23 protein-coding genes, 2 tRNA genes and 1 pseudogene are annotated in these 25,299 nt (G+C 70.7%); 9 read left to right on the plus strand and 17 right to left on the minus strand.

Features of this window, described 5'->3' with window-relative positions; genetic code table 11:
* Positions 1 to 82 precede the first annotated feature (82 nt).
* Positions 83 to 2,527, minus strand: a complete 2,445-nt coding sequence (locus KS03_RS21710; protein ID WP_012734989.1) for a DUF6600 domain-containing protein — start codon at positions 2,525 to 2,527, stop codon at positions 83 to 85.
* Positions 2,528 to 2,686: 159 nt separating this feature from the next.
* On the minus strand, positions 2,687 to 3,397 hold the full coding sequence (locus KS03_RS21715; protein WP_012734990.1) for an ArsR/SmtB family transcription factor: 711 nt from the start codon (positions 3,395 to 3,397) through the stop codon (positions 2,687 to 2,689).
* 145 nt (positions 3,398 to 3,542) lie between these two features.
* On the opposite strand from KS03_RS21715, the gene KS03_RS32355 reads away from it, so the two are divergent.
* Both KS03_RS32355 and KS03_RS21720 read left to right on the plus strand, forming a co-directional pair.
* Complete coding sequence (locus KS03_RS32355; RefSeq protein WP_012734991.1) at positions 3,543 to 3,695, plus strand: hypothetical protein; 153 nt, start codon at positions 3,543 to 3,545, stop codon at positions 3,693 to 3,695.
* Positions 3,696 to 3,808: 113 nt separating this feature from the next.
* Positions 3,809 to 4,318, plus strand: coding sequence for an acyl-CoA thioesterase (locus tag KS03_RS21720; protein ID WP_012734992.1), 510 nt, complete (start codon positions 3,809 to 3,811; stop codon positions 4,316 to 4,318).
* A 121-nt stretch (positions 4,319 to 4,439) separates the two neighbouring features.
* Here the strand turns inward: KS03_RS21720 and fumC are convergent, their stop codons facing one another.
* The 3 genes from fumC to KS03_RS21735 all read right to left on the minus strand — a co-directional run bounded on the left by fumC (position 4,440) and on the right by KS03_RS21735 (position 7,749).
* Positions 4,440 to 5,834, minus strand: coding sequence for a class II fumarate hydratase (gene fumC, locus KS03_RS21725; protein WP_012734993.1), 1,395 nt, complete (start codon positions 5,832 to 5,834; stop codon positions 4,440 to 4,442).
* A 150-nt stretch (positions 5,835 to 5,984) separates the two neighbouring features.
* On the minus strand, positions 5,985 to 7,367 hold the full coding sequence (locus KS03_RS21730; RefSeq protein ID WP_012734994.1) for an MATE family efflux transporter: 1,383 nt from the start codon (positions 7,365 to 7,367) through the stop codon (positions 5,985 to 5,987).
* 163 nt (positions 7,368 to 7,530) lie between these two features.
* A complete protein-coding gene (locus KS03_RS21735) occupies positions 7,531 to 7,749 on the minus strand; it encodes an RNA-binding S4 domain-containing protein (protein ID WP_012734995.1) in 219 nt (72 codons plus the stop codon).
* 25 nt (positions 7,750 to 7,774) lie between these two features.
* Here KS03_RS21735 and KS03_RS31600 point away from each other — a divergent pair, with 25 nt between their 5' ends.
* Together KS03_RS31600 and KS03_RS32090 are read left to right on the plus strand one after the other, a co-directional pair.
* Positions 7,775 to 8,149, plus strand: a complete 375-nt coding sequence (locus KS03_RS31600; RefSeq protein ID WP_124837029.1) for a hypothetical protein — start codon at positions 7,775 to 7,777, stop codon at positions 8,147 to 8,149.
* Between the two features lie 73 nt (positions 8,150 to 8,222).
* Positions 8,223 to 8,612, plus strand: coding sequence for a hypothetical protein (locus tag KS03_RS32090; RefSeq protein WP_045678886.1), 390 nt, complete (start codon positions 8,223 to 8,225; stop codon positions 8,610 to 8,612).
* Between the two features lie 109 nt (positions 8,613 to 8,721).
* Here KS03_RS32090 and KS03_RS21745 read toward each other — a convergent pair whose 3' ends face one another.
* The 6 genes and pseudogenes from KS03_RS21745 to fdxA all read right to left on the minus strand — a co-directional run bounded on the left by KS03_RS21745 (position 8,722) and on the right by fdxA (position 11,132).
* The gene (locus KS03_RS21745) at positions 8,722 to 9,504 is read right to left on the minus strand and encodes a DUF4088 family protein (RefSeq protein WP_012734996.1); all 783 of its coding nucleotides are present in this window, start codon (positions 9,502 to 9,504) and stop codon (positions 8,722 to 8,724) included.
* 133 nt (positions 9,505 to 9,637) lie between these two features.
* Positions 9,638 to 9,775: pseudogene (locus KS03_RS30320) on the minus strand (AzlD domain-containing protein); the annotation flags it as partial.
* 31 nt (positions 9,776 to 9,806) lie between these two features.
* Entirely contained in the window at positions 9,807 to 10,283 is a 477-nt protein-coding gene (locus KS03_RS21750; protein ID WP_012734997.1) for a CreA family protein, read from the minus strand.
* Positions 10,284 to 10,482: 199 nt separating this feature from the next.
* Positions 10,483 to 10,558 (minus strand) — tRNA-Asn (locus tag KS03_RS21755).
* Positions 10,559 to 10,626: 68 nt separating this feature from the next.
* A tRNA-Asn gene (locus KS03_RS21760) sits at positions 10,627 to 10,702 on the minus strand.
* Between the two features lie 106 nt (positions 10,703 to 10,808).
* On the minus strand, positions 10,809 to 11,132 hold the full coding sequence (fdxA, locus tag KS03_RS21765) for a ferredoxin FdxA (protein ID WP_012734998.1): 324 nt from the start codon (positions 11,130 to 11,132) through the stop codon (positions 10,809 to 10,811).
* A gap of 282 nt (positions 11,133 to 11,414) precedes the next feature.
* On the opposite strand from fdxA, the gene pncB reads away from it, so the two are divergent.
* The 5 genes from pncB (at position 11,415) to KS03_RS21790 (ending at position 17,549) form a co-directional block, all read left to right on the plus strand.
* Positions 11,415 to 12,614, plus strand: a complete 1,200-nt coding sequence (pncB, locus tag KS03_RS21770; RefSeq protein WP_012734999.1) for a nicotinate phosphoribosyltransferase — start codon at positions 11,415 to 11,417, stop codon at positions 12,612 to 12,614.
* Between the two features lie 106 nt (positions 12,615 to 12,720).
* Positions 12,721 to 13,392, plus strand: coding sequence for a LutC/YkgG family protein (locus KS03_RS21775; RefSeq protein ID WP_012735000.1), 672 nt, complete (start codon positions 12,721 to 12,723; stop codon positions 13,390 to 13,392).
* A 110-nt stretch (positions 13,393 to 13,502) separates the two neighbouring features.
* Positions 13,503 to 14,996 (plus strand): sodium:proton antiporter, encoded by a 1,494-nt coding sequence (locus tag KS03_RS21780; RefSeq protein WP_045678957.1) that lies wholly within the window; start codon positions 13,503 to 13,505, stop codon positions 14,994 to 14,996.
* Between the two features lie 97 nt (positions 14,997 to 15,093).
* Positions 15,094 to 16,083, plus strand: coding sequence for a 2-hydroxyacid dehydrogenase (locus KS03_RS21785; RefSeq protein WP_012735002.1), 990 nt, complete (start codon positions 15,094 to 15,096; stop codon positions 16,081 to 16,083).
* Positions 16,080 to 17,549 (plus strand): DNA recombination protein RmuC, encoded by a 1,470-nt coding sequence (locus tag KS03_RS21790; protein ID WP_012735003.1) that lies wholly within the window; start codon positions 16,080 to 16,082, stop codon positions 17,547 to 17,549. The genes KS03_RS21785 and KS03_RS21790 overlap by 4 nt, the downstream gene beginning before the upstream one ends.
* A 102-nt stretch (positions 17,550 to 17,651) precedes the next feature.
* On the opposite strand, the gene KS03_RS21795 is transcribed toward KS03_RS21790, so the two are convergent.
* The 6 genes from KS03_RS21795 to KS03_RS21820 all read right to left on the minus strand — a co-directional run bounded on the left by KS03_RS21795 (position 17,652) and on the right by KS03_RS21820 (position 25,245).
* Positions 17,652 to 18,146, minus strand: a complete 495-nt coding sequence (locus tag KS03_RS21795; protein ID WP_012735004.1) for a GNAT family N-acetyltransferase — start codon at positions 18,144 to 18,146, stop codon at positions 17,652 to 17,654.
* The gene (locus KS03_RS21800; RefSeq protein ID WP_012735005.1) at positions 18,143 to 18,418 is read right to left on the minus strand and encodes a hypothetical protein; all 276 of its coding nucleotides are present in this window, start codon (positions 18,416 to 18,418) and stop codon (positions 18,143 to 18,145) included. The genes KS03_RS21795 and KS03_RS21800 overlap by 4 nt, the downstream gene beginning before the upstream one ends.
* 38 nt (positions 18,419 to 18,456) lie before the next feature.
* Positions 18,457 to 19,722, minus strand: coding sequence for a molybdopterin molybdotransferase MoeA (gene moeA / locus KS03_RS21805; protein ID WP_012735006.1), 1,266 nt, complete (start codon positions 19,720 to 19,722; stop codon positions 18,457 to 18,459).
* Between the two features lie 118 nt (positions 19,723 to 19,840).
* Positions 19,841 to 20,482: a molybdenum cofactor guanylyltransferase MobA gene (mobA, locus tag KS03_RS21810; RefSeq protein WP_012735007.1), complete on the minus strand. Its 642-nt coding sequence runs from the start codon at positions 20,480 to 20,482 to the stop codon at positions 19,841 to 19,843.
* Between the two features lie 15 nt (positions 20,483 to 20,497).
* Positions 20,498 to 21,610: a GTP 3',8-cyclase MoaA gene (gene moaA / locus KS03_RS21815; RefSeq protein WP_012735008.1), complete on the minus strand. Its 1,113-nt coding sequence runs from the start codon at positions 21,608 to 21,610 to the stop codon at positions 20,498 to 20,500.
* 257 nt (positions 21,611 to 21,867) lie between these two features.
* On the minus strand, positions 21,868 to 25,245 hold the full coding sequence (locus KS03_RS21820; RefSeq protein ID WP_039200922.1) for an Rne/Rng family ribonuclease: 3,378 nt from the start codon (positions 25,243 to 25,245) through the stop codon (positions 21,868 to 21,870).
* Between the last annotated feature and the right edge of the window lie 54 nt (positions 25,246 to 25,299).

Raw genomic sequence — 25,299 nt, forward strand, 5'->3', positions numbered from 1 at the left:
GCGCGGGCGGGTTGCTGCCGGCTCGTTGCCGGAGCGGACCGGACGTGTGGCCGCGCGCGTTGGCCGGCGGCGACGGCGTACCTCAGCCGTGCGCGGCATGCCCCTGATGCGCCGCCTCCTGCGGACGCGGCTGCGATGGCGCCTGGTGCGGCATTTCCATGTGCGGCTGGGCCATGTGCTGCGGCTCCATGTGCGGCTGCGGCTGGGGGCGCTCGAAATGCGGCTGCGGTGCCGCCATGCGTGGCGTCTCGGCGCGCGGCTGCTGCTGCGGGCGCTCGAAGCGGGGGGCCTCGGCGCGCGGCTGCGGGCGTTCGAAGGCGGGCGCCTCGACATGCTGCTGCGGGGCCGGCATCGGCACCGGCTGTCGCCCGAAATCGGGCCGGGGCGCGTTCATGTGCGGCGCCTGTTGCTCGGCGCGCGGCTCGGTGGGCACCTGCCTCTCCTGCGCCGCGTGCGGCGCCGGGACCGGCGCGAAGCCGTGTCCGCCCGGGCTCGGCACGCCGTTGACATGCGGCTGCCGGTTCTGTCCGTTCTGCTGTCCGACGTTCGGGTGAAGCTGAACGCCCTCGCCGCCGTGCTCGACCGGCGCGTCGTGGCGCGGGAAACGGCCGTCGGCGCGCTGCTGCGCGATCGGCGCATGCGGCTGGGTCCACGCCGGCTGGCCGCCACGGGCCGCCTGCTCGGGCGGCTGCGCGCCGCCCGGCTGCCACGCCCCGGCGGGAGGGCGCGGCACGCCGTTGCCAGGCAGCGCGGCGCCCGACCGTGCGAGGCCGGCGGCCGGCATCACGGCCGCGCCGGGGCGCGCCGCCGGCCCGGCGCGGCCCGTTTGCAGCACCGGCCCGTGCGTGTTCACGAGCTGCACGCCGCGCATCGCCCACGGGCCGCGACCGTCGGCCGGGGCACCGCCGCCGGCCGCCGGCCGGACCGGCCGCGGCGCGTAGTTCGGCGGCGGTGCGGTGCGGATCACCGGCGTGCCCGCGCCCGGCACGCTGCCGCCGTGCTGCGCATACTGCTGTGCCTGCCGGTCGTGGAACGCGGCCGGTACGGCCGGATTGCGGGTGGCCACGACCGGATGCGCGAACGCGGCCTGCGGCGGCCGGTAGGCCGCGTTGCGCAGGCCGCCCGAGAAGCTCTGGCGCACCGGCGCTACTGCGGGCGCGCCCGCGCCGATGCGCGCGTTGCGCCATTGCTGCGGATCGACGTGCTGCGCGAAGTGCGCGACGGGCTGGCCGTGCATGAACGCCGTCGCCGGCACGGCGGTGATGGCGTTGTGTACGTGATAGTTCACGTAGGTGTTGTGGATGGTGGTGATGTTGGTGATGTTGACGGTCTGGTTGATGACCACCGGCCGGTTCACGCGTTCGTAGTAATGCGGGCTCCAGCCCTGCCAGCCTGGGTGCCAGACATCGCGCGGGCCGAGCGGGAACCATGCGATGCCGGCGGCGAGCGCGCCGCCCGCGGCCAGTCCGACGCTCCAGTCGAAGCCGCCGCCCCCGCCGCCCACGAAGGCCACTAGCGCCGGCGCATAGCAGGGCGGCGCGGCCGGCACGAGCGGGCCGGGCACCCAGCCCCAGCTGTCGTCGATATAGGCCCAGCGGCCGTAGTGGTAGGGTGCGAAGCCCCACGGCGCGTCGTCGACCCAGGTCCAGCCCCACGGCGCCTGCCAGATCCAGTGGCCGGTGTGATAGGGAGCCCAGCCGGCCGGCACGTTGTTCGGAATCCAGACCGCGCCGTACTCGGGCGTCTCGTGCCAGCTGCCGTTCGCGTCGAGATCCTGATAGCCGGGGATGTCGCGCGACACGTAGCGGGCGGAGATCGAGCGATCCTCGGCCGCGTCGCGCGCGTCGCCCCACGTGTCGAATGCGTCGGGCGCGGGCGCCGCGCCGCTGCCGGCCGTCTGCAGGGCGGTGCCGGTGAAGCTGATTTGCTGGCCGGGACCGATCGGCATCTGGCCTTGGTCGCCGTACGCGGTCGCGCTGCCGCTGCGCACCGTGACGGTGGTCGAGCCGCCGTCCGGCGCGACGTCGACGCGATAGTCGCCGGGACCGTTGATCGCCAGCGCGAGGTTCGGCGTGTCGATTTCATAGGCGCTGCCGGGCGGCTCCTCGCGCACGTGCGTCGACAGCGTGCCGAGCGCCACCTTGAGCTGGGCGCTCCTATCGTCGAGATTCAGGATCGAGAGCGAGGTCGATTGATCGAGCCGCACCGCGGTCGAGCCGATATGCATTTCCGAGCGGCCGCCGCGATCGTTCCAGAGCTGGTCGCCGGTGGTCAGCGGGCGGTTCACGGCGGCGTAGGACCAGTCGCTCGCGCCGGCGGGCTCGGTGGTCACCGGGCCGGATAGATAGTCGAGCCGCGCCACGCGCGAGGGCGGGTCGCCCCCCGGCTGCTGCGCGGCAGGCGCGGAGGGCGGCGTCTGGGCGAGCACGCCCGGCGCGGCGAGGCCGAGCGCCGTGAAGGCGGCGAGGGCCAGCGCGGCCAGTGCGCTCGGCGAGGTGGTCAGGAACGAAGCGCGGCGTGATGTCATGTTGAACTCGTGGCTCGAGATCCGGCGCGTCGGCGCACCGGTGAGCTCACTCTACCCGCGCCCGATGTTTCCGAACGCCCGCTTTTGTAATGCGCCTCGCGATCCCTGTAACAAACCATGTCGCCGCGCGTGCTTCGTCAACCGCCTGAAAATCCGCTGTCAACCGGCGGTAAGCAGGCGTGCGAACTGACGCCGTCCTTCCGGCGTGACGCGCAGCAGGCGCGGCTTGCCGGCGGACTCGATCCAGTGCTGCGCGCGGAACGCGTCGAGCAGCGCGGCGCCGAGCGCGCCGGCCAGATGCGCGCGCCGTTCGCTCCAGTCGAGGCAGGTGCAGGCGAAGCGCCGGCGGCGCTGCCGCTCGCGGCCCAGATCGATCTGCCAGCGCGCGAATTGCACCGCGCCGGCCGGTGTGACCTCGACCTCGCGCGCGCCGGCGCTCAGCCAGCCGGCATCGAGCATGCGTTCGTAGAGCTGCACCGCGAGTTCGCCCGCCATGTGGTCGTAGCAGGTGCGCGCGTGGCGCAGCGCGTGCGGCACGGTGCGTGCGGGCCGGCTGGCCTCGGGCGGCCTGGCGGTCGCGGCGGCCTGCGCGAGATTCGCGAGCGCCTCGATCGAGGCGGCGACCTCGGACGAGGCGATCCGGTAATAGCGATGCCGGCCGCGCACATCGGGCACCAGCAGGCCGCCGTCGGTCAGGCGCGCGAGATGCGCGCTGCCGGCCGACGGCGAGAGTCCGGCGATTCGTGCGAGTTCGCCGGCCGGGCGCGCGCTGCCGTCCATCAGCGCCCATAGCATGGCCGCCCGTGCCGGGTCGGCGAGCAGCGCGCCGATCCGGCTCAGGCCGGGAAAGTGCGGGTCGGTGGCGATCATGGGCGGGCTCCGTGGGGCGGGGGTGGTAGCAGTGTAGGCGCGGCGCGGATTCGATGATTTTGGCCGTCGTGAAATGTCGAAGGCGCGTCCGCTGCCGGAGGCGCCGCGTAGAATGCGCTCCATCCGGTAGCGAGAGGAAACGATCATGCGCAAACTGACCAAGGTCTGGCTGGCGGCACTGGCCGTGGCGCTCGTCTGCGCGGGCTGCGCGAACGGCGGCGCGGCGGGCGGCGACGCGGGCCACGGCAGCATCGAGATGTACGGCACGATCGACCAGGGCATCAGCGTTCACAACTGAGCCACGCGCGCACCTCGGCGGACGGACATCGCAGGAAGGGATGGGCGCGGTGCATCGTCGCGGCCCCGTATAATCGGCGCATCCACACGATACCGCCCGAAACGGAGCCCAAGATGTCGAAATCCCCGCCCACCGCGCCGCTCGATCGCTCCGAGACCGTGTTCCGTTTCCTCGCCGAGCCGACCTCCGTGAACTTCGGCGGCAAGGTTCACGGCGGTGCGCTGATGAAGTGGATCGACGAAACCGCCTATGCCTGCGCGGCGATCTGGTCGAGCCGCTATTGCGTGACCGTCAGCGTCGGCAACATCCGTTTCCAGCGGCCGATCCTGGTCGGCAACCTGGTCGAGTTGAAGGCGCGCGTGGTCGCCACGGGCCGCACCAGCATGCACATCCACGTGTCGGTTCAGGCCGGCGATCCGAAGGGCGGCGTGCTGCGCCAGACCACCGACTGCCTCGTGGTGTTCGTGGCGGTGGACGAGAACGGCAACCCGCTGCCGGTGCCGCCCTTCGTGCCCGTCACCGACGAGGAGAAGCGTCTCGCGCAGTACGCGATGGACGTGCGCGCGGCGCTCGACAAGATCGTCGAGCTCAAGCCCGAGGAAGTCGCGAAGGGCTCCGTCTGAAACGGCCGGGGCCGGCGCGCGACGGACGATGCGCGAGCCCGGACCCGGCAGTGATGCCGGCCGGCGCGTCCGCCCCACCGCCCGGGCCTGCCGGGCATCGCGGCGGCGCCGGCCGTGCCGCTCAGGGCTTGCCGATCATCTCGGCCGGCTTGACCCACTCGTCGAATTGCGCCTCGCTCACGTAGCCGAGCGCGAGCGCGGCGGCCTTCAGCGTGGTGCCGTCCTTGTGCGCCTTCTTCGCGATCTGGGCGGCCTTGTCGTAGCCGATGTGCGGATTGAGCGCCGTCACCAGCATCAGCGATTCATTGAGCAGCGTGTCGATGCGTGAACGGTTCGGCTCGATGCCGACCGCGCAGTGGTCGTTGAAGCTGAGCGCGCCGTCGGCCAGCAGCCGCACCGACTGCAGCACGTTGTGCGCGATCATCGGACGGAACACGTTCAACTCGAAGTTGCCGCTCGCGCCGCCGAAATTCACCGCCACGTCGTTGCCGAACACCTGGCAGCACAGCATCGTCACCGCCTCGGACTGGGTCGGGTTCACCTTGCCCGGCATGATCGAGCTGCCCGGCTCGTTTTCCGGGATCGACAGCTCGCCGAGACCGCAGCGCGGGCCGCTGGCGAGCCAGCGCACGTCGTTGGCGATCTTCATCAGGCTCGCGGCGACCGTCTTCAGCGCGCCGTGCGCGAACACCAGCGCGTCGGCCGCGGCCATGACCTCGAACTTGTTTGGTGCCGTGACGAACGGCAACTGGGTGAGCCGGCCGATTTCGTCGGCCACCGCCGCCGCGAACTGCGGATGTGCGTTGAGGCCGGTGCCGACCGCGGTGCCGCCCTGCGCGAGTTCGTACAGATGCGGCAGCGTCGATTCGACGTGGCGGATGCCCTGGTCGAGCTGCGCCACGTAGCCCGAGAACTCCTGGCCGAGCGTGAGCGGCGTGGCGTCCTGCAGGTGCGTGCGGCCGATCTTGACGATCGCGGCGAACGCCTTCGACTTCTCGTCGAGCGTCGCGCGCAGGCGCTTCAACGCCGGCAGCAGCCGGGCGTGGATCGCGAGCGCGGCGGCGATGTGCATCGCCGTCGGGAACACGTCGTTCGACGACTGGCCGCGGTTCACGTCGTCGTTCGGGTGGACCTTGCGCGACTCGCCGCGCACCCCGCCCAGCAGCTCGCTCGCGCGGTTCGCGATCACCTCGTTGAGGTTCATGTTGGTTTGCGTGCCCGAGCCGGTCTGCCAGACCGCGAGCGGGAACTCGTCCGGGTGCCTGCCGGCGATGATTTCGTCGGCTGCCGCCACGATCGCGTTCGCCTTGTCCTCCGGCAGCACGCCGAGCTCACGGTTGACGCTGGCCGCCGCGCGCTTGATCAGCGCGAGCGCATGGATCAGCTCGGGCGACTGCTTTTCCGTTGAGATCCGGAAGTTCTGCAGCGAACGCTGCGTCTGGGCACCCCACAGGCGGGCGTCCGGCACCGCGATTTCGCCGAACGTGTCGCGTTCCATCCGTACTGCTTCGCTCATCTTGATGACTCCGTCACTGAGAAAGGGACCATGCCGCGCGGCGCACGGCATGAAAGCGCAAGTGGGGACGGGCACCGTTCTGGCGACGGCGTCCGGAGGCGACCAGCATAGCGCCGCGGCCGATTTCACGTCGGCTCGCGGCGCAGGCGGTCAGCGGCCGGCCAGCATTGAGGTCTTGCGGTGGAAGCGCCACGTCATCAGCACCGCGACGCTGGCGAGGCCGGCCGCGAGGCCCCACCAGAGCCCGCGCGCGCCCAGCCCGACATGGAACGCGAACCAGTAGCCCACCGGGAAGCCGATGCCCCAGTAGCCGATCGTGGCGGCCAGCATCGGCACGCGCGTGTCCTTGAGGCCGCGCAGGCAGCCCGAGCCCACTGTCTGCACGCCGTCGACGATCTGGAACAGCGCGGCGATGCCGAGCAGCGAGGCCGCCAGCGCGATGGTGCGCGCGTTGGCCGGGTCGTCGAGACGCAGATAGAGCCCGACGATCGCGTGCGGCGCGACGATCATCACGAGCCCGGACAGCAACATGAACGCGGCGCCGAGCCCGATCGCGACGAAGCCCGCGTGGCGAGCGGCGAGCGGCGCGCCGGCGCCGACCCAGTAGCTCACGCGCACGTTGGCGGCCTGGCCGATCGCGAGCGGCACCATGAAGGTGACCGAGGCGATGTTGAGGGCGATTTGGTGCGCGGCGAGCGAGGTCTCGCCGAGCACGCCGATCGTGAGGCCGGTGGCGAGGAACAGGGTCGACTCGACCCCGTAGGTGATCGCCACCGGCCAGCCGATGCCGACCAGCTCGCCCATCAGCGGCAGCTTCGGGCGCGAGGCCGCGACGAACTGGCGGTAGGCCGGCCGGCCATGCAGCAGCAGCATGAGCGAGATCGCGGTGAGCCAGATGGTGAGGGTGGTGGCCGCCGCCGAGCCGAGGAAGCCAAGCCGCGGCAACCCGAACGCACCGTGGATCAGCCCGTAGTTCAGCACCGCGTTGACGCCGACGCTCGCGATCGACACCCACAGCAGGCGTCGCGCCGCGCCGATCGCCGGCAGGAACGAGCGCATCAGGCCGACGCCGATCAGGCTGCCGGGCGCGGCCAGACTCAGCACGCGCGTGTATTCGCCGATGTGGTGGGCCAGCATCGGCGGCTCGTGGAACATCAGCAGCAGCGGCTCGGTGTAGAGCAGCACCGCGATCGCCGGCACCGACAGCAGCAGCGCGAGCACCACGCCGGTCCAGTAGATGTGGGGAATCTGGCTGTCGTCGCGGGCACCGCGCGCGTGGGCGACACTGACGCTGACCGAGCTCAGCACGCCCTGCAACACCGTGACGGCGACGAAGAACAGCGTGGCGCCGAGGCCGCCGGCGGCGAGCGCATCGGGACCGAGCGAGCCGAGCAGTACCGTGTCGGTGACGCTCATCGCCATCTGCGAGAGCTGTGCGATCGCAAGCGGCGCGGCCAGACGGGCGGTGTCGGCTGCGTGGCGGGAAAAGGAGGGCGGCGCGAGAGCGGCGCGCGAGAAATCGTGACGCGGCATGAGCGGTGCGCGCGAGTGCGAGCCCGCGCGGCGTTGTTGTACTGGGACGGCAAGCTTACGGGTTTCGCTTCCCGCTGTCGAATCGCGCCGCGCAGGGGCCCGACGTGCCGGCGGGCAGCGCCGCACGCACCTCGGCGGGGTGCGGCGAAGCCGAACCTGACCCTTAAGCGCCGTGGACGGCGATGCGCGTGTCCTCGAACAGCACCACTTGGCCCGCGCGGATCTTGCAGGTCTTGCGCAGCTCGACGGCGCCGTCGACGCGCACCGCGCCCGAGGCGACCAGGACCTTGGCGGAGCCGCCGCTGTCGGCCACGCCGGTGATCTTGAGCAGGTTGTGCAGTTCGACGAATTCGCCGGTCAGCGTGAAATCCAGATTGGGCATCGAATGGCATGCACGGCGTGCGCGCATGAGTAAAAAAGACAAGGCTTCGCATCATAAGCCAGCGCGATCACCGCGGCGAGCGCCGCGTGAGGCCGGCACCGCCGGCGCCGGCCAGTTCTGCGCAAAGCCCGCCGCGACGGGCACGGGCGGCGCATCGGGCGCGGCGCGCGCCGCGCCCGGGGACTTACCGGACGCGCGCTGCCGGATCGGGAACGAACGCTGCGCAAGCCTTGAGGCCGGCATCGACGACGCGACTCCGAGACGGCGTAAACCCGACCGCATGGGTGGTGGCAGGCGCTGGTGCGCCGGCCGCGAGCCGCCGGCGGCGGGCGTGCGCCGGCCGGGCAGCGATGGCGGCCATGACGGCGACCCGGCCCGGCCGGCCGCCGGCATTTCATGAACCTGCCGCCCGTTGCGGCGGCGTGGCGCGGTTCGCGGTCGAGCCGTGTCCCATTCACCCGAGGAGAAATGTCATGTCCGGAATTCGTATGAAGCTGATGAGCGCGCTTGTCGTGACCACCATGGCGTTCGGCGCGACCGCCGCCATGGCCCAGGCTGGTGGCGGCGCAGGTGGCGCAGGCACGGGCGCTGGCGCTGGTGCCGGTGGTGGCGGCGGCGGTCCGTCGGGCGGCGCCGGCATGAGCGCCGGCGGCGGTACCGACGCCGCACCGACCGCGCCGGGCACCGGTCCGGGCGCCGGCGGCACGGGCGCCAAGCATTCGACGGCGCCGCATGCGAAGATGCGCTCCCATAGCTCGATGCACGGCGCGAAGTCGAAAGCGGGCGATGCCGTGAACGGCAATACCAACGGCATGTCGCCGATGGCGCCGTCGGGCGGCGGCAACGGCTCGCAGTCGCAGTAAGCGACACCGGCGCCGCGGCCTGCGCGTGGCAGTCCCGACGCGCGTGAGCCGCGGCTGCGCGCCCGGGCCGGATGCCGCGTCGAGCGGGCCGGCGCGGCCGCGGGCGGGATTACGGCCTGCGCTGCTGCTTTTGCTGAACCGGCGCCTTGGGCTGCATCGGCGCAGCCACCAGGAAGATCCCGCGCAGCCACCCGGCGAGCCGCGAGAAGATGTCGTAGGGTTCCTCGACAAAGATTTCCGGCTTCAGCAGGCGCAGGTATTCCATGATCTGCTGGGCTTCCTGCTTCTGGAACGAGCCGTGCGAGATGCCGAGCCGCAGCAGCCCGCGCAACTCGCCGAGCTTCTCGCGCGCCAGGCTGCCGACGCTCATCTCGCAGGCGAGCTTCGCCTCGTAGACGCGCTGGCGCAGCGATTCGGCGAGCCGCCAGGCGGGCGTCTGCATCCGTTCCTCGAGCGTCTGGATGTCGTGGACCGCGGATTTGATCTGCGCGGCGAGCGGCTCGATCTGGGCCGGATCGCCCTGCGCTTCCGTGACGAGCGCGGTGGCCCAGTCCTGGCACGCCTTCACGAGCTCGTCAGGGGTCCATTCGCTGCGCGACGCGAAGCCGAAGCCGAAGCTCTCCGCCTGCCGCATCATGATCGCGAGCACGTCGGGGAATTCCTTGTCGAGTGTGCGTTTCGCCCACGCGTACTGGCCGCCCTGCAGCATGCGCTGCACGGCGTTCTCGGTCAGCGGCACCATGTTGTCGAGCAGCTTGGCGCGCAGGAAGTCTTCGAACGACGGCGTCGCGAACTGCGGATCGAGCTTCTGCGACACGCGCACGAAGGCCTCGAAGTCCTTGCGCAGCGACGTGATGGTGTCGTCCTTGATCGACAGGGTGATCTGTCCCATGAATCTCTCGAAGCGCGTTGGCGGCCGGCGCCAGGGTGGTTTTCCTCTTATATCGGCGCCCGGCGAAGAAACTTGAGGGCGGCGCGCCGAAATTCGCGAGCAAGCCGCGGGCGGAGCCCGGTCCGGTCCGCGCGCGGCGCGTGGCGGCCGACACCATTACGGCGGCGAGCGCGCCGACCAGCTGCGGGCTGCGCCATCCCAGCTCGAGGCCGCCGCCGTGTGGCGCCACGGTCATCGGCACGGTGATCGCGGTCAGCGCGGTAACGGGCACGGGCGAGGGGATCGCGGCGGCGCGGCTTAGCTTACTTGAGCGGGATCGGCGTGCCGTCCGGCACGGGCACCGCGGTCACGCTGTTCTTCGCGCTGCCGCTCACGATCCGGTCGCTATAGGTCAGATAGACGAGCGTGTTGCGCTTGCGGTCGACCACGCGCACCACGTGCAGCGTCTTGAACACGAACGACAGCCGCTCGTTGAACACGTCGGTCTGCTGCTTGAGCGGCTGCGTGAAATGAATCGGACCCACCTGACGGCACGCGATCGATGCCTCGGTCGGGTCCTCGGCGATGCCGAGGCTGCCCTTGATGCCGCCCTTGCGCGCGCGCGAGACGTAGCAGGTCACGCCCTGCACGAGCGGATCGTCATACGCCTCGACCACGACGCGGTCCGAGCCGGTCAGGCGGAAATTCGTGTTGACGCTGGCGATTTCCTCGGCATGGGCCGCGAGCGGAAGCAGCGAGGCGGCGCAGGCCGCGAGGGCGGCGGCGAAATGGCGGGTCATGGTTGGCTGGCGCGGGCGCAAAGCGGCTGGGAGTTCGACTCTAGCACGGCCGGCGAGCGCGGGCTGCCTCGCGTACCGCTGCGCGGAATCGGGCGGCATTCGCGATGACCGTGGCGATCGAATCGACGCGCCGAGCATCAAGGCTGCCGTCGACCGCCCAATGCAAAAAGGCCCGTCGTATGACGGGCCTTTCGCTGTCTGGCTCCCCGACCTGGGCTCGAACCAGGGACCTACGGATTAACAGTCCGGCGCTCTACCGACTGAGCTATCGGGGAATAAATCGGTACTGCGTTTGTTCTCGATGCAGAAGCCGCGTGGCAAGGCCGCGCCGGCTCTGCACTTTTGGCTCCCCGACCTGGGCTCGAACCAGGGACCTACGGATTAACAGTCCGGCGCTCTACCGACTGAGCTATCGGGGAACAAACAGCAGAGAAACGAGATTGTATGAGGCGCTGCAGGAGGTGTCAAGCGCTCTCGTTAAATTTCCAGGGCACAGTTGCGCAGCGCGACACGCCTCGGGCACGCTCAGCGCTCGAGCAGATGGAGCTTGTCCTGCACGTCCTTCCACTCGTCGGCGTCGCCGGGGGCGGGCTTGGTCTTCGTGATCGACGGCCACAGCTTCGCCAGCTCGGCGTTCAGCGGCGTGAACTGCTGCTGATCGCCAGGAACGTCTTCCTCGGCATAGATCGCATTGGTCGGGCATTCGGCCACGCACACGGCGCAGTCGATGCATTCGTCCGGGTCGATCGCGAGGAAATTGGGACCTTCACGGAAGCAATCCACCGGGCATACATCGACGCAATCGGTGTATTTGCACTTGATGCAGCCTTCGGTCACAACGTGAGTCATTCAAAACGCTCCTGCTTGGCGAATATGTGTGTGGGGAGGCGGGCCTTGCGCCGAATATGCCATTGTAACTGATGCGGAAAAGCGGCATCCAGCCGCTCCGCAGCGGTCTTATATCGTTTCGTGATTAGTTTATGTCGCACCGAGGCCGCTGCGACGAAGTGTCTCCTCTCGCATTCGGGTAACATGCGGCAGGCAGATCGGGCAGCGCGCGCGCTGCCTGCGGGCTCGGCTCGCTCCGGATTCCGCTACTCCCGCTGATCCCGTTTTTGGCAGTCTCGAATCATGATCATTACCTCGCTGCTCGACACCGATCTGTACAAGTTCACGATGATGCAGGTCGTCCTGCATCACTTTCCCGCCGCCAACGTCGAATACCGCTTTCGTTGCCGCACCCCGGACGTCGATCTCGTTCCCTACATCGACGAGATCCGCGACGAGGTGCGCGGGCTCTGCCAGCTGCGCTTCAACGACGCCGAACTCGACTATCTGCGGCAGATGCGGTTCATCAAGAGCGATTTCGTCGATTTCCTCGCGCTGTTCCACCTGAGCGAGAAATACATCGAAATCTCGCCCTCGCCGAAGGGCAACGGCGAGATCGACATCGCGATCCGCGGTCCCTGGCTGCACACGATCCTGTTCGAGATCCCGGTGCTGGCGATCGTCAACGAGGTCTATTTCCGCAACACGCAGAGCGAGCCCGACTACGGCGAGGGGCGCGGGCGGCTGCGCGAGAAGATGAAGCTGCTCGGCGCGCGGCCCGAGTTCGCCGACTGCAAGATCGCCGACTACGGCACGCGCCGCCGCTTCTCGAAGGTCTGGCACGAGGAGGTCGCGCTGACGCTGCGCGACGGGCTGGGCGAGCAGTTCGCGGGCACCAGCAATGTCTATTACGCGATGCGGCACGGCATCACGCCGCTCGGCACCATGGCGCACGAGTATCTGCAGGCCTGTCAGGCGCTCGGCCCGCGGCTGCGCGATTCGCAGATCTACGGCCTCGAGATGTGGGCCAAGGAATATCGCGGCGATCTCGGCATCGCGCTGTCGGACGTCTACGGCATGGACGCGTTCCTGCGCGACTTCGACATGTACTTCTGCAAGCTGTTCGACGGCGCGCGCCACGATTCGGGCGACCCGTTCGAGTGGGGCGAGCGGATGATCCGCCATTACGAGGCCAACCGCTGCGACCCGCGCACCAAGGTGCTGGTGTTCTCCGACGCGCTCGACATCCCGAAGGTGCTGCAGCTCTACGAACGCTTCCGCGACCGCTGCAAGCTCGCGTTCGGAGTGGGCACGAACCTGACCAACGATCTCGGCTACCGGCCGCTGCAGATCGTCATCAAGATGGTCCGCTGCAACGGCCAGCCGGTCGCCAAGCTGTCCGACTCGCCGGGCAAGAGCATGTGCGACGACAAGGCCTATCTCGCCTACCTGCGCCAGGTGTTCGGCATCGCGCAGCCGGTCGAGGACGAGGCAGGAAAATAAGCGGCCGCCACGAGCGGCGCGCCGGGCCGCTCGGCCGGCCGCGTGCGGGGGCGCCGTTATAATCGAGCCCGATCGTTCGTTATCGTCACGCCCACGAGGACCGCTCATGGATACGTCGGCTGCCCGCCGCAACATACTCGCGCGCATCCGCGCCGCGCAGGGACGCGCCACCGAGCCCGAAGCCCAGGAACGTGAGCAGGCCGCCGACTATCTCGCGCGCCATCCGGCCGGCCCGCGGCCGCCGATGCCGGCCGAGCCGGGCGCGCTGGCGGCGCGTTTCGCCGAGGAAGCCGCGCGCATGTCCACCACCGTCGCGTTCGTCGAGACGCTCGACGCCGTGCCGGCCGAGGCCGCGCGCTATCTGCGCGAGCACGCGCTGCCGCCGCGGGCGATCGCCTGGCGCACGCTCGACGGCCTCGACTGGCAGGCGGCCGGACTGGAAGTCGTGCCGCGCAAGCCCGCCGACGGCGATCTGGTCGGCATCACCGGCTGCTTCTGCGCGACCGCCGAGACCGGTTCGCTCGTCTTGCTGTCCGGCCCGGATAGCTACGCGTCGGCCGCGCTGCTGCCCGAGACGCACATCGTGGTCGTGCCGGTCTCGCGGATCGTGGCCGGCCACGAGGACGCGTTCGCGCTGATCCGCGCGGAACGGGGCGAACTGCCGCGCGCGGTCAACCTGGTGTCGGGGCCCTCGCGCACCGGCGATATCGAGCAGACCATCGTCCTCGGCGCGCACGGCCCGTATCGCGTTCACGCGATCCTCGTGCGCGGCGCATGACGGCCGTCACGCGGCGCCAGGCCGCTTTCCGTTTGTCCGTTCCCGCCACGTTCTCCGCCGGCTCCACGCTCGCCGCCCCAGGTCGCGGCCGGCGGCGGCGCGCGCCCGGCCTGCCGGCCGTGCTCGCCGTGCTCGGCGCGCTCCTGCTCGGCGGCGCGCCCGCCACCGCCTCGGCCGCCGCGCTCGACGGCGCCACGCTGTCCGCGCTGTGGGGCATCCCGTTCGCCGGCATGCTGCTGTCGATCGCGCTGTGCCCGCTCGTCGCGCCGGCGTTCTGGCATCGGCATTTCGGCAAGATCGCGGCCGGCTGGGCCGGCGCCTTGCTCGTGCCGTTCGCGGTCGCGTTCGGCGCGGCGGCCGCGGGCGCCACGCTGGTTCACGCGCTGCTCGAGGAATACCTGCCGTTCATCGTGCTGCTGACGGCGCTCTACACGGTGGCGGGCGGTATCTGCCTGCATGGCGCGCTGCGCGCCTCGCCCGCGCGCAATACCGCGCTGCTTGCGCTCGGTGCCGTGCTGGCGAGCGTGATGGGCACCACCGGTGCGGCGATGCTGCTGATCCGCCCGCTGCTGCGCGCGAACGCCGCCCGCCCGCGTGTCGTGCATGTCGTGGTGTTCTTCATTTTTCTCGTCGCCAACGCGGGCGGCGCGCTCTCGCCGCTCGGCGACCCGCCGCTGTTCCTCGGCTTCCTGAACGGTGTCGATTTCTTCTGGACCACGATCCACCTCGCGCTGCCCACGCTGTTCGTCTGCGCCGTGCTGCTGACCGTGTTCTACGTGCTCGACGCGTGGCGCTTTCGCCGCGACGGCGTGCTCGGGCGCGCGCTCGATCACGACGCGGACCCGCTCGACCACGAGGCCGGCGAGGCGCGGGCCGTCGCGTTCGGGCCCAACCGGCCGGGCGCCCAGCCGGCGGCCGGCACCCGCCTGTGGCTCGAAGGCCGGATCAACTTCGTGCTGCTCGCAGCGATCGTCGCGCTGGTGCTGATGAGCGGGATCTGGAAGCCCGGTATCGAGTTCGAGGTGGCCGGCACCCACGTGGCGCTGCAGAACCTGGTGCGGGACCTCGCGCTGGTGGCGGTCGCGCTGCTGTCGCTCGCCCTCACGCCGCGCTCGGCGCGCGAGGGCAACGCGTTCGACTGGGCCCCGATCGAGGAGGTCGCGAAGCTGTTCGCCGGCATCTTCGTGACGATCGCGCCCGTCATCATGATCCTGCGCGCGGGCGCCGGCGGCGCGTTCGCGCCGATCGTCCGGCTCGTCACGGACGCGGGCGGCGAGCCGGTCGTGCCGATGCTGTTCTGGGCCACCGGGCTGCTGTCGTCGTTCCTCGACAACGCGCCGACCTACCTCGTATTCTTCAACCTCGCCGGCGGCGACGCGGCGAGCCTGATGACGACGGGCGCCGCAGCGCTCGCGGCGATTTCGGCCGGCGCCGTGTTCATGGGCGCCAACAGCTACATCGGCAACGCGCCGAACTTCATGGTCAAGGCCATCGCCGAGGCGCGCGGCATCCGCATGCCGAGCTTTTTCGGCTATCTCGGCTGGTCGTTCGGCATCCTCTTGCCGGTGTTCGCACTGGCGACGTGGCTGTTCTTTTCCGCCTGAACGGGCGGGTTTCGGCAGGTGTGGGCTGCGTGCCGCGGCCCGGTGGGGCCGCGAGGCGCCGTCCCACCGGGCCGCGCACGCTCGACGGAGACGGCTTATGCAGAAAATCCTGGTGGCGCGTGCGATCTTTCCGGACGTGATCGAGCGCCTGAGGCAGTATTTCGACGTGGACTGGAACGACGGCGACGCGCTCGCGCCCGACGCGCTTCATGCGCGCCTCGCCGACAAGGACGGCGCGCTCACCGCGGGCGACCCGATCGGCGCGGCGGCGCTCGCGGCGGCGCCGAAGCTGCGTGCGGTCGCGAACATGGCGGTCGGCTACAACAACTTCGACATGGCGGCGTTCGACGCCGCCAACGTGCTCGCCACCAACACGCCGGACGTGCTGAACGAGACCACCGCCGATTTCGGCTGGGCGCTGATGATGGCCGCCGCGCGGCGCATCGCCGAGTCGGAACACTGGCTGCGCGCGGGCCGCTGGCAGAAATGGTCGTTCGACAGCTTTCTCGGCGCCGACCTCCACGGCACGACGCTCGGCGTGATCGGCATGGGCCGCATCGGCCAGGCGATCGCGCGCCGCGCGCGCGGCTTCAACATGCGCGTCGTCTATCACAACCGCTCGCGCGTGGCGGCCGGCATCGAGGCCGAGCTGAACGCCGAATATCTGTCGAAGGAAGCCCTGCTGCGGCAGGCCGACCACGTGGTGCTGGTGCTGCCCTACACGAAGGAGAGCCACCATACGATCGGCGCGGCCGAGCTCGCGCTGATGAAGCCCAGCGCGACGCTGACCAACATCGCGCGCGGCGGCATCGTCGACGACGCGGCGCTGGCCGCCGCGCTGCGCGAGCGCCGCATCGCGGCGGCCGGGCTCGACGTGTTCGAGGGCGAGCCGAGCGTGCTGCCGGCGCTGCTGGAGGTGCCCAACGTCGTGCTCACGCCGCATATCGCGAGCGCGAGCGAGGCCACGCGTCGCGCGATGGCCAACCTCGCCGCCGACAATCTGATCGCGGCGCTTGGCGAAGGCCCGCGCGCCGGCCGGCCGCCGAACCCGATCAATCCCGACGTGCTCGGCAGGGCGCGCGCATGACGCCGTGGCTGCTCGGCGCGGTCGCGCTGCTCGCGGCCGCGCTCGCGATCGCGCTGGGGGTGATCTGGCGCGGCGCGAGCCATGCCGGTGACGGCATCGGCTGGCTCGGCGAGCGGCTCGACGAGGCGCAGGATGCCCAAGCGCAGGCGCTCGAGCGGCTCGAACGCGCGCTGCGCGACGAGTTCGCGGCGGGCTCGCGCGGCGCGCGCACCGAGCTCACCGGCAGCTTCACGCAGTTGCAGCAGATGCTGGCCGCGCAGTTGACCAGCGTGGCCACCGTGCAGAACCAGCAGATCGACGGTTTCGCGCAGCAGCTCGCGAAGCTGGTGGCCACCCATCACCAGCAGTTCGACGCGATGCGCGATGGACTGCACCAGCAGGCCCAGCTCGCGCGCGACGAGCAGGGCGCGGCGCTACGCCATTTCGGCGCGGTGCTGAGCCAGCAGCTCGCGCAGCTCAGCGAAGCGAACGACCGCCGCATGGGCGAGGTGCGCGCGACGCTCGAGCAGCGCCTGAAGGACATCGAGGCGAACAACGCCGCGAAGCTCGACGAGATGCGCCGCACCGTCGACGAGAAGCTGCACGCGACGCTCGAGCAGCGGCTCGGCGAATCGTTCCGCCTCGTGTCGGAGCGGCTCGAACAGGTGCATCGCGGGCTCGGCGAGATGCAGACGCTGGCGGCCGGCGTCGGCGATCTGAAGAAGGTGCTGACCAACGTGAAGACGCGCGGCACCTGGGGCGAGGTGCAGCTCGAGGCGCTGCTCGAGCAGATGCTGACGCCGGACCAGTACGCGAAGAACGTCGCGACGGTGCCCAAGAGCAGCGAGCGCGTCGAGTTCGCGATTCGGCTGCCGGGCCGGCAGGCCGACGCGCAGCCGGTCTGGCTGCCGGTCGATGCGAAGTTTCCGCGCGAGGATTACGAACGGCTCATCGATGCGCAGGAGCGCGCCGACGCGGCCGGCGTCGAGGAAGCGGCGCGTGCGCTGGAGGCCCGCGTGCGCGCCGAGGCGAAAACGATCGCCGAGAAGTACGTGGCGCCGCCGCACACCACCGATTTCGCGCTGCTGTTCCTGCCCACCGAGGGGCTCTATGCCGAGATCCTGCGGCGCCCCGGGCTCACCGATCTGCTGCAGCGCGACTATCGCGTCACGGTGGCCGGTCCCACCACGCTCACGGCGCTGCTCAACAGCCTGCAGATGGGTTTCCGCACGCTCGCGATCGAACGCCGTTCGAGCGAGGTCTGGCAGGTGCTCGGCGCGGTGAAGACCGAGTTCGGCAAGTTCGGCGAGGTGCTCGCGCGCACCAAGTCGCAGCTGGAGACGGTGACGCGCTCGATCGAGGCGGCCGAGCAGCGCACGCGCGTGATGAATCGCAAGCTCAAGGCAGTCGAGGCGCTGCCCGGCGACGATGCGGCCGGTCTGCTCGGCGGCGCGGCCGGCCCGGCGGCCGACGGCGAGGACGGCTGAGCGCATGGTGTCTGCCTGCCGGTGCCGGCGTGCCGGCTCCGGCGGCGCGCGAACGGCGAGGGCGGGGGCTGGGGGACGGCGCCCGCCGTTCGTTTCAAAGGTTCAGTCGGCGTCGCGCAGGGGTTGCGCGAGCGCGTCGAGCGCATCGCCCGTCACGCGCACCACGCGCCAGTCGGGCAGCACCACCGCGCCCATCCGTTCGTAGAATTCGATCGCCTGGCGATTCCAGTCGAGCACGGTCCACTCGAAGCGGCCGCAGCCGCGTTCGACCGCGAGCGCCGCAACCGCGCGCAGCAGCCGCGTGCCGAGCCCGGTGCCGCGGCACGTCGGCTTCACGTAGAGATCCTCCAGATAGAGGCCGCGCTTGCCGACGAAGGTCGAGTAGTTCTGGAAGTAGAGCGCATAGCCGATCAGGTCGCCCTCTTGCGTGGCCACCAGCGCGCCGGCGGCCGGATTTGGCCCGAACAGGGCATCGGCCAGATCGGCCTCGGTCGCGACGAACAGATGCGTCAGCGCCTCGAATTCGGCGAGTTCGCGGGTCAGCGCGATGAGTGCCGCGACGTCGCTCGGGGCTGCGTCGCGGATCTCGAATTTCATGCCTCCTCCGGCACGTCCGACAGCACGATCTCGATGCCGCCGAAGCGCGACGCGACCCAGTTGTAGGCATGGCAGGCGATCCACAGCAGCACGAAGCCGATGATCGCGTTCAGCAGCAGCGCGCTGAAGATGGTGCTCAGCTCGACCGAGCCGTAGCGCACGAACGCGACGACGATGCCGAGCAGCACGATCGGCACGCTGAAGGTCAGGTAGACGAGGATCAGTGCCTTGGCCGTCTGTCCCGCCGCGATCGAGGAGATTTGCTTTTTCATGATCGAATTGCCCCGTAAGTGCTGAAAATAATTGTTGCTCAGAGTGCGCCGGCGAATGGCAGGATCTCGACGCTGTCGCCGGCCTCGACGCGGGCGAGGCCGGCGCCCACGACGATGAAGCAGTTCGCGTCGCTGAGGCCCTTCAGCGACGCCGAACTCTGCGAGCCCGCCGGCGCGACGCGCCACGCGCCGTCCGGCTCGCGGCTAGCCACGCCGCGCAGGAAATCGGTGCGGCCCGCGCGCGTGTCGATCGCCGCGCTGGTGCGGGCCGGATAGCGCGGCGCCGGCTCGGCCCGCGCGCCCATCATGGCGAGCAGCGCGTCGCGCACGATTACCTGGAACGTCGCGGCCACCGCCACCGGGTTGCCCGGCAGCCCGAAGAACAGCGCCGCGCGCGCGCCCGGCTCGGGCGGCGCGAAGCGCCCGCAGGCGAGCGGCCGGCCGGGCCGCATCGCGAGGTTCGCGAAGCGGATCTCGCCGAGGCGGCCGAGCAGTCCGCGCGTGAAATCGGCGTCGCCCACCGACACGCCGCCGGAGGTGATCACCACGTCGGCGCGCATGGCCGCCTCGCGCAGCGCCGCCTCGAGCGCGGCGGGATCGTCGCGGACGATCCCGCCGTCCAGCACGTCGACGCCGAGCGCCGCGAGCATCCCGTACAGCGTCGCGCGGTTGCTGTCGTAACGGCCGCCGGCACCGAGCGGCTCGCCCGGCGCGCGCAGCTCGTCGCCCGTCGACAGGCACGCCACGCGCAGCCGGCGCCGCACTTCGATGTGGCCGATGCCGAGCGAGGCGAGCAGGCCGAGATCGGCGGGCCGCACGATCCTGCCCGCTTCCAGGACGATCGCGCCGCGTGCGAGATCCTCCCCGGCGCGGCGGCAGTTCGCGCCGGGCGTGACCGCGTTCGCCGCGAAGCGCACCAGCGTGTCGGTCGCGTTTGTGCGCTCCTGTGCGATCACGGTGTCGCTGCCGGCGGGCAGCGGCGCACCCGTCATGATCCGGATGCAGGCGCCGGGCGGCAGGGGGCCCGCGTGGGGATGGCCGGCCAGCGCGATGCCGGCGACCGGCAGGGCGAGTTCGGCGCCTGCCGCGTGCGCGAGCGCGGCGCCGGCGAACGCGTAGCCGTCCATGGCGGCGTTGTCGTAGGCGGGCACGTCGAGCGGTGAGGTGACGGCGTCGGCGAGCACGCGGCCGAGCGCGTCGTGCAGCGCGACGCGCTCCGTTTCCGCGACCGGCACGATCGCTTGCAGCGCAAGCATGCGCGCGGCTTCGACGGACAGGGTTTCGGGCGACGGTGGCGTGGTCATGGCTGAAGGAGCGCCGCAAGGCTGGGATCGGGTTCACGCCGGCAGGCGGCAGCAGCGTGCCGCAGCGGCAGGACGCGCCGACGGAGGCGGGCGGCGGCGGGTGAGGCGCGGGCCGCTGTCAGTCGCGTTCGAGGCGTGTCAATTCCTGCAAAGAGTTGGCATTGTAAAACGCGTGCTCGTCGTCAAATGGCACTTCGATGGTCGTGTGGCGTGCGTACCACGCGCGCACGCGGCGCTCGCCGGCCGCCAGTGCGGCCTCGAGATCGTCGGCGAGCGCGACGGGGACCAGCGCGAAGGTCGGCTGCGGATGCGCGCGGCCGTCGGCGGCCACGCTGACTGCCATCGCGATCGCGGCGCGGTCCGCTCCGCGCGCGGCCAGCAGGCGCGCGGCCAGATCGTCCGGCAGATCGGGCGTGTCGCACGGCGCGCTCAGCACCAGCGGCGTGGCAGCCGCGCGCAGGCCCGCCAGCAGGCCGGCCAGCGGTCCCGCGAAGCCGGGCGTCGCGTCGGCCACGACCCGCGCGCCGTAGGGGCGGCCCAGCGCCGCGTAGGTGTCCGGGTTGCGGTTCGCGCTGATCACGATCGCCGCGACCTGCGGCGCGAGCCGGCGCAGCACGTGCAGCGCGAGCGGCTCGCCGCGCAGCGGCTGCAGCCCCTTGTCGACGCCGCCCATGCGCGAACCCCGGCCGCCGGCCAGCAGCAGGCCGGTCAACTGGCGGGTGGCGTCACCGGGCAAGGGCGCGGGTGCGATCATGGACATCGGGGGCGGCGGCGCTCAGCCACCGATATACGACATTTCGACGCGGGGCGCGGCGGCATCGGCGCGCTGCCCGGCCTGCGCGGTGCCGCGCAGTTGCGAATAGCGGTCGTCGCGCGCCTGCCAGATCCGCGCGATCGCGGTCGCGATTTGCGCATCGGTGGCGCCATTGCGCAGCAGGGCGCGCAGGTCGTGGCCGGAGGAGCCGAACAGGCACAGATAGAGCTTGCCTTCGGTCGACAGCCGCGCGCGCGTGCAGGCGCCGCAGAACGCGCGCGTGACGCTCGAGATCAGGCCGATCTCGCCGCTGCCGTCCGCATAGCCCCAGCGCTGCGCGGTCTCGGCCGCCGAGTGCGCCTCGAGCGGCACGAGCGGGAATTGCGCGTCGATCCGTTCGAGCACCTCGGCCGACGGCAGCACGTCGGTCATGTCCCAGCCGTTCGAGGTGCCCACGTCCATGTATTCGATGAAGCGCAGCACGATGCCGGTGCCCTTGAAGCGGCGCGCCATCGGCACGATCTCGGCGTCGTTGGTGCCGCGCTTGACCACCATGTTGACCTTGACCGGAGCGAGCCCGGCGTCCTGTGCGGCGAAGATCCCTTCCAGCACGTCGGCGCTCGCGAAGTTGGCGTCGTTCATGCGACGAAACAGCGCATCATCGAGCGCGTCGAGGCTGACCGTGACGCGCGTCAGACCCGCGTCGCGCAGGCTGCGCGCCTTGCGCGCGAGCAGCGAGCCGTTGGTCGTCAGCGTCAGGTCGAGCGGATGGCCGCCCACCGTTTGCATCCGCGCGAGCCGTTCGATCAGGAACTCGAGGTTCTTGCGCAGCAGCGGCTCGCCGCCGGTGATGCGAATCTTCTCGACGCCGTGCGCGACGAAGAGGCGCGCCACGCGTTCGAGCTCCTCGAGCGAGAGCAGCGCGCTGTGCGGCAGGAACGGATAGTCCTTGTCGAACACGTCGCGCGGCATGCAGTAGACGCAGCGGAAGTTGCAGCGATCGGTGACCGAGATGCGCAGATCCCGCAGCGGCCGCGCGAGGGTGTCGCGCAGGATGCCGCTCGGCGCGAACGGCGTGCCGGAGATATCCGGAATGCCGCTGACGTCGGTGACCGGGATGATGCGTTGGGACATGGTGACGGAGGCCCGTTCGGGAAAGACGACCAGACCGTTATTTTAACGGCAAGCGGCCGATCGGGCCGGCGCACGCAAACCCCTAGGAAAAGAGCACAGACGGCGGCGCGCGGGGGCCGCGATGCGGGAAGCGCGCACCAAGCGCCGGTGAGGCCGCGTGGCGTGCGCGAAACTTGCGCGACATCCCGACGAAGCATGCGAAATGAAAAAACCCGCCCTCGAGAGGGCGGGTTTGCGCAGGCGCAAGCCGGCGCTGCTTACTGCTGCGAACGGGTCTCGACCTGCTGCATCGGCGTCGGGTCGACCGGCGGCAGCACCTTGCGCTCGCGCGGGGTGCGCACCGGCGGGACGATCTGCGCGGCGGCCTGCTGGGCGGCACGCAGCTTGTTCGCGTCGGTGTTGACCCAGGTCAGGCCGGCCGCGTCGAGCGCGGCCTCGATGCCGAGCGGGGCCGACGCAGTAGCCGCTTGCGGCGCCGCAGCGGTTTCCATCGGAGCCGCCACGGGGGCAGCGGCGACCGGTTGCGGCTCGGCGGCTGCCGCGGGTGCCGGCTCGGCCGGTGCCGGTGCCGGTTCCACCGGTGCGGGCGCGACGAATGGCTCGGACTCCGCTACCTGCGGGGCAGCCGGTGCCGGTTCGGCCGCCGGTGCCTGGGCGGCCGGTTCGATCGCCGGAGCCGGTTCGAACAGCGCAGCCTGCGTCGGCTCGACCGTCGGAACCGCCGGTTCGATCACCGGTGCCGTCGGCACGGCCGGCGGCTCGCTCACGTTGGCCGCAGCGGCTTCCTGCGGTGCCGTCTCGACGTGGGCGACGGCCGCGGGTTCGGTCGCGGGTGCCGGTTCCGCGGGAGCCGGCGTGGCCAGCACGACGGGCTCGGCGGGCGCGGCAGGTTCGACCCGCTCCACGGACGACGCGGCGGGCGTCGCGGCCTGCTCGGCGGGTGCCGTCTCGGCGGCCGGTGCCGGCATCAGCGCTGCCGGTGCCGTTTCAGCCTGCGTCGCTTCGGTCCGCGTCGCTTCAACCGGCGTCGATGCCGCTGCGTGCGAAACCACTGCCTCGGCCGCGACCGCGGCCGTGGCGACGGTCACGGTGGCGACGGCTGCCGCCACCGGCGCTTCGCTGCCATGGGCATGGCCGGCTTCGGCCTCCACGGCTTGCTGGGTGCCTTCGCCGGCTTCCGCGCCTTCCGGTGCGGCGCCCGCCACGCCTTCCTCGCGCTCGCGGCGCCCGCCGCGACGGCCGCGGCGGCGGCGGCGCCGTTCCTCGCCGTCGCGCGCACCGGCTTCCGCGTCGGCGGCCAATTCGGCGCCCGGTGCCAGCAGTTCCGCGTCTTCCGTGGCTTCGGCGGGTGCCGTCTCGCCGCGATTCACGGTTTCGAGCGTAGCCGCGTGCGGCACGGGCTTGCGGCGTTCGCCGCGTTCACCACGCTCGCGTCGTTCCTGACGCGGGGCCTCGGCACCGTCGGCCGTCACCGCGCTTTCACGCGGCTCGCGGCCTTCACGCGGTTCGCGTGCCTCGCGCGGTTCGCGGGCTGCACGCGGTTCGCGCGGCTCGCGCACTTCACGCGGCTCGCGAGCCTCGCGGCCTTCGCGTGCCTCGCGCGGTTCGCGATTGCCGCGGCCCTCGCGTGCCTCGCCGCGGTTTTCACGCGGTTCGCGGCCTTCCTTGACCTCGCGTTCGCCGCGCGCCTGCGGCACGCGGCTACCCGCCGCCGCCTGCGTGTCGCGCGCGCCGGCCGGCTGGCCGTTGCGGCGATTCGGATTGCGGTTGCGATCACCGCCGCGTTCGCCGCGCTCGGATTTCTCGCCGCGCTCGCGGCTCGGACGCGCTTGCGTCTCCACTTCCTGGACGGGAGCGGGGGCGGGCGCCGGTGCGGGCGGCTGGCCGCCGAACAGGCTCTTGATCCAGCCGAAGAAACCGCCGCCGGAGGCGGCAACCGGCACGGGTGCCGCTGCGACCGGAGCTGCCGCCGGGGCGACCGGCGCGGCTTCGCGCTGCGGCGCGCCCGGTGCCGGATGGTCGGGCGTGATGCCCTTGACGGCCGCTTCCTGCTTCGGCTTCACGTCGCCGGTGCGCTTGCTGTAGCCGGTTTCCGACTCGAGCTCGCGAGCCGCTTCCTCGGCCATCTTCCACGAGGCACGCGGATCGTCGAGGCGTGCATCGTCGTGGCGCAGGCGCTCGAGCTTGTAGTGCGGCGTATCGAGGTGCTTGTTGGGGATCAGCACGATGCCGACCTTGAAGCGCGACTCGATCTTGTTGATTTCCTGGCGCTTTTCGTTGAGCAGGAAGGCGGTGACTTCGACCGGCACCTGGCAGTGGATTGCCGCGGTGTTCTCCTTCATCGCCTCTTCCTGGATGATGCGCAGGACCTGCAGCGCCGACGATTCGGTATCGCGGATGTGGCCGGTGCCGTTGCAGCGCGGGCAGGTCACGTGGCTGCCTTCCGACAGTGCCGGGCGCAGCCGCTGGCGCGACAGCTCCATCAGGCCGAAACGCGAGATCTTGCCCATCTGCACCCGGGCGCGATCGTGCTTGAGCGCGTCCTTCAGGCGCTGCTCGACCTCGCGCTGGCTCTTGGCCGATTCCATGTCGATGAAATCGATCACGATCAGGCCGCCGAGATCGCGCAGGCGCAGCTGACGCGCGACTTCGTCGGCGGCCTCGAGGTTGGTGCGGGTGGCGGTTTCCTCGATGTCGGCGCCCTTGGTGGCGCGCGCCGAGTTCACGTCGATCGCGACCAGCGCCTCGGTGTGGTCGATCACGATTGCCCCGCCCGAGGGCAGCGGCACCGTGCGCGAGTACGCGGTCTCGATCTGGTGCTCGATCTGGAAGCGCGAGAAGAGCGGCACGTCGTCGTGGTAGCGCTTCACCTTGCCGACGTTGTCCGGCATCACGATGTCCATGAACGCACGCGCCTGATCGTGGATCTCGGTGGTGTCGATCAGGATTTCGCCGATGTCGGGCTGGAAATAGTCACGAATCGCGCGGATCACGAGACTCGATTCCAGGTAGATCAGCATCGGCTGGCCCGCATGGCCGCTCTTCGAGGCGGCCTCGATGGCGTGCCAGAGCTGCAGCAGGTAGTTCAGGTCCCACTGCAGTTCCTCGGCGCTGCGGCCGATACCTGCGGTGCGGGCGATCATGCTCATCCCCTCGGGGATTTCGAGCTGCGCCATGGTTTCGCGCAGTTCCTGACGCTCGTCGCCCTCGATGCGGCGCGACACGCCGCCGCCGCGCGGGTTGTTCGGCATCAGCACCAGATAGCGGCCGGCCAGCGAGATGAAGGTGGTCAGCGCGGCGCCCTTGTTGCCGCGCTCTTCCTTCTCGACCTGGACGATCAGCTCCTGGCCTTCGCGCAGCGCATCCTGGATGCGCGCGGAACGCATGTCCACGCCGTCGCGGAAATACTGGCGGGCGACTTCCTTGAAAGGCAGGAAGCCGTGGCGGTCTTCGCCGTAGTTGACGAAGCAGGCTTCGAGCGAGGGCTCGATGCGGGTGATGACGCCCTTGTAGATGTTGCCCTTGCGCTGTTCGCGCCCGGCGGTTTCGATATCGATGTCGATGAGCTTCTGCCCGTCGACGATGGCGACACGCAGTTCTTCCTGCTGTGTCGCATTGAACAACATGCGTTTCATAAAGCGGCTCCAGGCGGCGCTATCGGCGGCGCGTCCCGGCTGTCAGGCGGAACG

It is taken from the genome of Burkholderia glumae LMG 2196 = ATCC 33617 (genome assembly GCF_000960995.1).
In the GTDB taxonomy this organism is placed as follows: Bacteria; Pseudomonadota; Gammaproteobacteria; order Burkholderiales; family Burkholderiaceae; genus Burkholderia; species Burkholderia glumae.